We start from the raw sequence: 6,689 nt of genomic DNA, 5'->3' as shown, positions 1-6,689 counted from the left end.
GCGGCATGCTGCTGATCAGTCGGATGCGGTTTGGCTCGACAGCGACAGGAAGATCTTTTCCGATCTGCGCGACCGGCTGCCGGTTTCGTTTTATGCCGCTCTCTTCAAGGCCAGTGCAAAAGATCTGGCGCTTCGCGCAGGGTACTTGCAACGGGGCTGCGTCTATGCACGCCGCTGCGACTGGGGCTTTGCAATTGAAGATTTCAAAGCCGCGGCAAAAATAGCGCCTTCCGAGGGCTTGTCCGAAACAGAGGTTGGGATCGTGATCCGCTCCATGGCCGGCAAACATGGCAGCGCCATGGCCTATTGCCCTCCGGTGCAGAACCAGTTGCTGGCTCTGGCGCGCGAGAGTCCAGCTGGCAGGGCCATTTTGAAGGCGTTGGGGCGGGGATCTGTTTGGCGCGCGCGCGACGCATTGAACAGGCGGAACTACATGCAGTTTCTTCGCATTGCAGTTTTTTGCGCCCGGGCAGGGTTCCGGCCCCGCCCGGCCCTCCAGAATGCGGCGCTGTCTGAAACAAACTATTTGGAAACCGAGGCATACAATTGGTGACAGCAGCATCACACGGCATTGACCCGGCGCGGATTGTCGTTCTGATCCCGACTTTGAACGAAGCGGATCAGATTGAAAAAATCCTGCGTGAGATCATCGGCGGCGACCCGGTGGCGTCGCGCTGCCCGGTTGTTGTTGCCGATGGCGGGAGCCAGGATGAAACATGTGAAATTGTCGCCAGAATGATGGGCCGCTATCCCAATTTGCGGTTGGTCCATAATCCCGGGCGGACACAGGCCGCAGCCATGAATTTGCTGTTGCAGCCGGAGTTCGACCGGTTCGGCATTGCAATCAGATGCGACGCGCATGCTGCTTATCCACCCGGGTATGTCAGCGGTCTGACACGGTGCCTTACCGAGAAAAAGGTGGATTCAGTTGTTGTGCCAATGGACGCAACAGCCAGCAGCGGCGGCTGCTTTCAGCGTGGCCTTGTCTGGGTTGCAGACAGCTGGCTGGGCGCGGGCGGATCTCCGCATCGCGGCGGTGTGGTTTCCGGCTACTGCAATCACGGCCACCATGCCGCCTTTCAGCTGTCCAGTTTCCGGCTGCTGAACGGTTACGATACGGATTTCAAGGCCAACGAAGATGCTGAATACGATCTGCGGCTGATCCGCCAGGGCGGCAGAATCTGGCTCAATGCTGATATGCGTATAGGGTATTTTCCAAGGCAATCGGCCGGGCGCCTTTGGAAGCAGTACTGGAACTATGGAGCCGGGCGGGCACAGACCTGCCTGAAACACAGGATCCGGCCGGGTGTCAGACAGCTCATACCCGCAGTGCACACAGTGCTTGTTCTGCTGAGTTTACTTGCATTGCCAGTGACCCGGCTGCCTTTGGTGTGGCTGTTCATATATGGTATTGCCATTTTGTGCAGCGGCTTGCGGGCCGCCTGGATACACCGGTCCGTTTGCGGCCTGTCGGGCACCCTTGCTCTTGCAACGATGCACCTGGCGTGGGGGCTGGGGTTCTTGTCCCGGCTGATGAAAGCCAGGCAAAAGGCAAACAGGCATACGATGGCAAAAGAAACACTTTAGACCGGGGTATTTCATGTCAACCATCGCATTTTTCGGACATAACTCCAATGAGCCAGCCGTCCGCCGGCGTGCCAGAGCGTTTCTCGCCGCCGGGCATGCTGTTGTTGGGTTCATGCCGCACCGGGGGCCGAAACAAGCCGCCGATTGGCCGGTTGTCGATTTAGGGGAAACCCGGGACAACGCTTATGGCCAAAGGCTTGTTTCGATTGTTCAGGGCGCCGGCATTGCGGTGCGCGAACGTGCCTTGCTGGAAACATGCGATGCCATTTATGCCCGGAACCTGGACATGCTGGCGACAGCGGCACGTGCCCGCAAAAAACTGGGACTGGATGTGCCCCTGATTTATGAATGCCTGGATGTTCACCACAGATTGACGGGCCATAAGCCGGTTGCACGCATACTCAGGCAGTTTGAAAAAAACCTCCTGAAACAGTGCGCCCTTGTTGTGATTTCGTCGCCGCGGTTCGAGACCGAGCATTTTGCGAAATACTATCCAGGCGCGTACCAGGCCTTTCTGCTCGAAAATCTCATGATTGAGGGAGATGATTTTCCCGCCCGCCCGGAGGCCGAAGAAATTGAAGACGGCCCAGGCAGGCCGTTGAGGATCGGGTGGTTTGGAAACCTGCGCTGCCGGCGTTCTCTTGATCTGCTGATCGGATTGGCGCGCCGCTTCCCGGACCGTGTCACTGTCAATTTGCGCGGCTATCCGGCCCCCGGAGTGCTCAGCAACTTAGAAGCAGAAATCAGCCCGTATAAAAACATCTCTTTTGGCGGAGCCTATTCCGCGCCCGGGGATCTTTCAGAAATGTATGCCGGAGTTGACCTGGCCTGGGCTGGCGACTGGTACGAAGACGGCGGTAATTCTCTCTGGCTTCTCCCCAACAGAATTTATGAAGGCGGCTATTTTGCGACGCCGTCGCTTGCTCCAGCAGGAACCGAGACTGCACGCTGGCTTCACGAGCACGGCAGCGGAATCCTTCTTGCCCCGCCGGTGGAAACGGCCTTGGAGGCGGAAATTGCCAAGCTGCTCAAGGACCGGTCGCCGTTGCAAAAGCTGCGGACGCAGCTGCTTTCCTTATCGAGGAACACATTTGTCGAGACCCCGGCAGAAACAACGAAACTGCTGCAGGCGGCCCAAGTGCTGCCTGTTTGAGCGGGTATGAGTGTTAAAGCCATCTGAGTGATGGCTTTCAGATAGTAGAGAGAGGCAACATCACAGCATGCCGTCAAACTTCCCGCCTGCCCAGTTTCCGAAATCCAGATCCCCCGCAAGCTGCGGGCCGGCGGCCGGATTACCGGATCTTCTCAATCGCGATCTTTCTGCAATCGGGCCCGGGTTTTACGGATGAGTGCTTTCCGGTCAGATATCGTGCTTGTTTACGATCCCAGGTTCTCGGGCGGGACAGCTGCCGCGATGCTGGCAGATGCCCGGGCGTTCCATGCGGCAGGTGCAACGGTGGGCCTTCTGCCTGTGACTTCAGGCTTCTTTGCCGGTGCTGAGGATATACCCAATGCCGCTGTTGCGGATCTGGCCGGCCTGAGCGGGTTTGACGTTCTCGCACCGGGCACCGCTGTGGCCGCTGATGTCGTCTTTTTTCACCACCCGCTGGCCTTCTTTCACGGCGTGGCTGAGACTGCAGAAGTTCTGGCCGGCACATCGGTTCTGGTTGCCCACCATCCGCCGTTCCGCGGGGATGGCTCGTTGGAATACGACCCGGTCACAACAACCCGGATAATCAAAAAAGCCTTTGGCACCAGCCCCATGTGGGCTCCTGTTTCGGGTGTGATCCGCAAGCATTTGCGCAGCTTTCTGCCATTTGTGCGCCTGACCGGCTCGGACTGGGTAAACACATTCGACGCAGGTCACTGGGCGCCCCGCCGGCAAGTATTTGACCAGGCGGTTGCAACTGTCGGGCGGCACAGCCGTGAGGATCCTCTGAAATGGCCAGACCGGGCAGCGGACGTCAGCGCCTCACTGACGCCCCCGGGGCCGGGCTGGGCAACGCGTGTCATGGGCTGCCCGGTGCAAGAACTGAAGGCCGGCGGTGTGGATCTGAGCAGCTGGGACATTGTGCCGTTTAACGGCGAACCGGTGGACCGCTTTCTGGACAGTCTGGACGTCTTTTCCTATTTCCACAGCGACAGATGGGTCGAAGCCTTTGGCCGGACCGTTCTGGAGGCGATGCTGATGGAACGGCCCTGTGTTCTGGACCGGAGGCTGCGTGAAACCTTCGGCCCCCTGGCACAATATGCATCGCCTGCGCAGGTTCCGGACCTCTTGAAAGCGCTGCGCAATGATCCAGCAGGCACACGCCGCCATTGTTCGGAAATACGCGATATAGTGGCCGGCCGCTACACAAGTGCAGCGGTTCCGGAAAGATTGCAAAGCCTTCGGAGCGATCCGGGCACGTCAATGCGCGGCGGGCCGGTCCAAGCATCTCCGTTCGTCACGTTGCGGAAACTCGCCGGGCTTGCACGGCGCGAACGCAGCGCCGCGCGGCGGGCACGAAAGGTGAAACCGGAATGACCCAAGTCAGCCTTACCGAAGCTCAAGCAGCTGACTATGACACCTGCGTTATCGGGGCGGGAGCGGCGGGTCTGGCTCTGGCGCTGGCGCTGGGGCGCTCGGGGCTGCGGGTCCTGGTCGTCGAGCAGGGTGGTTTCGGCACGGGCGAAATCGACAGGTCCAGCAAGCGGGACGAAATCGTATCCCGCCAGACCCATGCCCCCCGGCAGCAGACCAACCGCGAGGCCGTCGGGGGGACGCTTATGGGATGGGGCGGGCGCTGCATGCCGTTCGATCCCGAAGATTTCGGAGACCAGTCCGGACGGCATGCGCATCCCTGGCCGATCCCGTTCGAAGACTATGCCCGCTGGATCGCCCCGGCCGCCGAATTTCTTGATACCGACCCGGACTTTCAGGCGCCGGCACCTCCCGGATGGCCACCGGTTCAGGGGGTAAGCATCGAACGGGTTGAACGGCTGAATTCACTGGAGCAAGCGAACGCCCTGCAAGAACGGCTGAAGCAGAGCGGCACGCCGGTCGATCTGCTCAAACACGCGCAACTGCTCTCCATGCGCTGGGACGGGGATCCCGAATACCGGGTGCGCGAACTGGAGGTCCTGCACAAGGGGCAAACTGCCGCCCTGCCCTGCCGCCAGGCGGTTCTGGCCTGCGGCGGGCTTGAGACAACCCGCCTTCTGCTGCTGGAGCAAGCCGCACATCCTGCAATCTTCCGTAAATCGGCAGGGGTGCTGGGGCGGTACTACATGGGGCATCTGACCGGGTCAGTTGCGGAGATCCTGTTCCGCGATCCCGCGCCTTGCAGCAGCTTCGGATATCAGAAAAAGGACGGCAGGAGTCCCTTTCGCCGGCGGTTTGTTCTGACCAGTGACGCGCCGTCCAATGCCGCATTCTGGATTGAAAATATCAGCCCGTCCGATCCCCGGCACGGATCGGGTGAAATTTCGGCCAAACATCTGTTGCTGCATTCAGATCGTTTTGAGAATCCGGGGCCTCACATCGCCAATATCCTGCGTGATCCGTGTGGAGTTTTCGATGCCTTGCGGTCGGGTGCAGGACGGCTTCTCGCCCGCAAGGCGCGCCGTCCGCAGCGGCTGGTGGCCCATGGGCCGGGGCCCTATGCCTTAGCTTATCATGCCGAACATTTCCCCGAGCACGAAAGCCGGGTTATGCTGTGCAACAGTATGGACCAGACTGGCCGGCGTAAGTTGAAGATTGATTTCCGCTATGGGCGGCGCACTGTTGAAGGGTTGATCAACAGTCACAAACTGCTCGCCCATAGGCTGCGTGCCGCAAATGTTGCCGAACTGTTTCTGCCGGAAGATGACGCTTTTGCTGAGGCTATTATCCGGAAGTCCCGCGACGGTTATCACCAGATCGGTCTGACACGCATGTCCGTCAACCCGGATGATGGTGTTGTCGATGCCAATTGCCGCGTGCACGGAGCCGAAAATCTCTTTGTTGCATCAGCCTCGGTTTTCCCCGTTTCGGGTCAGGCCAATCCAACCTTGTCCGTGGTTGCCATGGCGTTGCGCCTGGCCGCGCATATCCTGGAAAATCACCGGACAGGGTCTGCAGGATGACTGTAACGATGGCATATCCTTCAAACCGGGAGGTGCTCGAGCACCGCCGGGATCATATCCTGGTAACCTTGTGGATTTTTGTCACTTTCAAACAGTTCCGGTTTGACGAACTGATCCTTTATCCTTTGGCACTTTATTTTGCTTGGGCTTTCGTGCGGGACTTCCCCAGGATTTTCCCGCTGGTCGCGCGCAGCGCTGTCCTGTTCGTTTTTCCGGCCTGGTGGCTGCTTTCCGCACTCTGGGGAGACCAGACCGGGCTCATTCTTAAATCGGGCCTGCAGTTGATGCTCACGATCTTGATCTGTTACTGCATCGCGACACGCCTGACCGCGCGCGATCTCTTCATATCGCTTCTGATTACATCAGGTTACTATGCAGTAATGAGCTTTCTGGCCCCCTATATGGGGTCCGGAACAGTCGCGCGAGGAGTATTTTCAAGCAAAAATACAATGGGGTCCGCCATGGTGGTTCTGTGGCTCTCCTCGCTCTGCATCCTTATCGACACCGGGTTCTCGAAAAAAATAAAACTGCTGGCTGCTGCTGCGGCAGCCCTGGCTGTCTGGCAGATACATAGATCGGATTCAGCAACGGCCGTGCTGCTTGCGCTTGGCATTTTCGGGCTTGTGTTCTGTCTGGGTATTCTGCCGCGATCGGGTATCTTTAGAAGCCCTTTTTTCTACATTGCGGCTTTGACGGTTTCAGGCGCCGCTGTTCTGATGCTAGGTGTTTTCTTCTCATCATTGACAGTTGATCCCGTCAATACTGTCCTCGCAGCTTTCGGAAAAGACGGCACTCTGACCGGCCGCACCGTCCTGTGGCAGTATGCGACCGCACAAATCGAACAGCAGCCGCTTCTGGGGGTCGGGGCTGGCGGATTCTGGACCCCGTATGACAAACTGTCAGAAGCCAGCCGCATCTACGAAGAATTCCACAAGGCAGACTACGCCACCTTCTCTTTTCACAATTCGTACTATGAAATTGCCGTGCACCAAGGC

6 protein-coding genes are annotated in these 6,689 nt (G+C 58.8%); 5 read left to right on the top strand and 1 reads right to left on the bottom strand.

The window, feature by feature from the left end; all coding sequences use genetic code 11:
* Window positions 1–289 (bottom strand): hypothetical protein (locus A2I95_RS24410; RefSeq protein ID WP_291734021.1); only part of this gene is annotated, 289 nt, incomplete at its 3' end.
* A gap of 260 nt (window positions 290–549) precedes the next feature.
* Here A2I95_RS24410 and A2I95_RS24405 point away from each other — a divergent pair.
* The 5 genes from A2I95_RS24405 to A2I95_RS24385 form a co-directional block, all read left to right on the top strand.
* On the top strand, window positions 550–1,587 hold the full coding sequence (locus A2I95_RS24405) for a glycosyltransferase family 2 protein (protein ID WP_291734019.1): 1,038 nt from the start codon (window positions 550–552) through the stop codon (window positions 1,585–1,587).
* A 13-nt stretch (window positions 1,588–1,600) separates the two neighbouring features.
* Window positions 1,601–2,740 carry a hypothetical protein gene (locus A2I95_RS24400; protein ID WP_291734017.1) on the top strand — a complete coding sequence of 380 codons (1,140 nt, stop codon included), beginning with the start codon at window positions 1,601–1,603 and terminating at the stop codon, window positions 2,738–2,740.
* Between the two features lie 192 nt (window positions 2,741–2,932).
* Window positions 2,933–4,114 carry a glycosyltransferase family 1 protein gene (locus A2I95_RS24395; protein WP_291734015.1) on the top strand — a complete coding sequence of 394 codons (1,182 nt, stop codon included), beginning with the start codon at window positions 2,933–2,935 and terminating at the stop codon, window positions 4,112–4,114.
* Window positions 4,111–5,694 carry a GMC family oxidoreductase gene (locus tag A2I95_RS24390; protein ID WP_291734013.1) on the top strand — a complete coding sequence of 528 codons (1,584 nt, stop codon included), beginning with the start codon at window positions 4,111–4,113 and terminating at the stop codon, window positions 5,692–5,694. The genes A2I95_RS24395 and A2I95_RS24390 overlap by 4 nt, the downstream gene beginning before the upstream one ends.
* Window positions 5,695–5,702: 8 nt before the next feature.
* A partial coding sequence (locus A2I95_RS24385) for an O-antigen ligase (protein WP_291734012.1) occupies window positions 5,703–6,689 on the top strand: 987 nt, incomplete at its 3' end.

It is taken from the genome of Leisingera sp. F5, assembly GCF_001593695.1.
This window is presented reverse-complemented; position numbering and strand designations above follow the sequence as displayed.

Bases quoted from the DNA above. Each gene is read 5' to 3' on its own strand.
- A2I95_RS24390 (WP_291734013.1), top strand. From the start codon at position 4,111: ATGACCCAAGTCAGCCTTACCGAAGCTCAAGCAGCTGACTATGACACC.
- A2I95_RS24400 (WP_291734017.1), top strand. From the start codon at position 1,601: ATGTCAACCATCGCATTTTTCGGACATAACTCCAATGAGCCAGCCGTC.
- A2I95_RS24395 (WP_291734015.1), top strand. From the start codon at position 2,933: ATGAGTGCTTTCCGGTCAGATATCGTGCTTGTTTACGATCCCAGGTTC.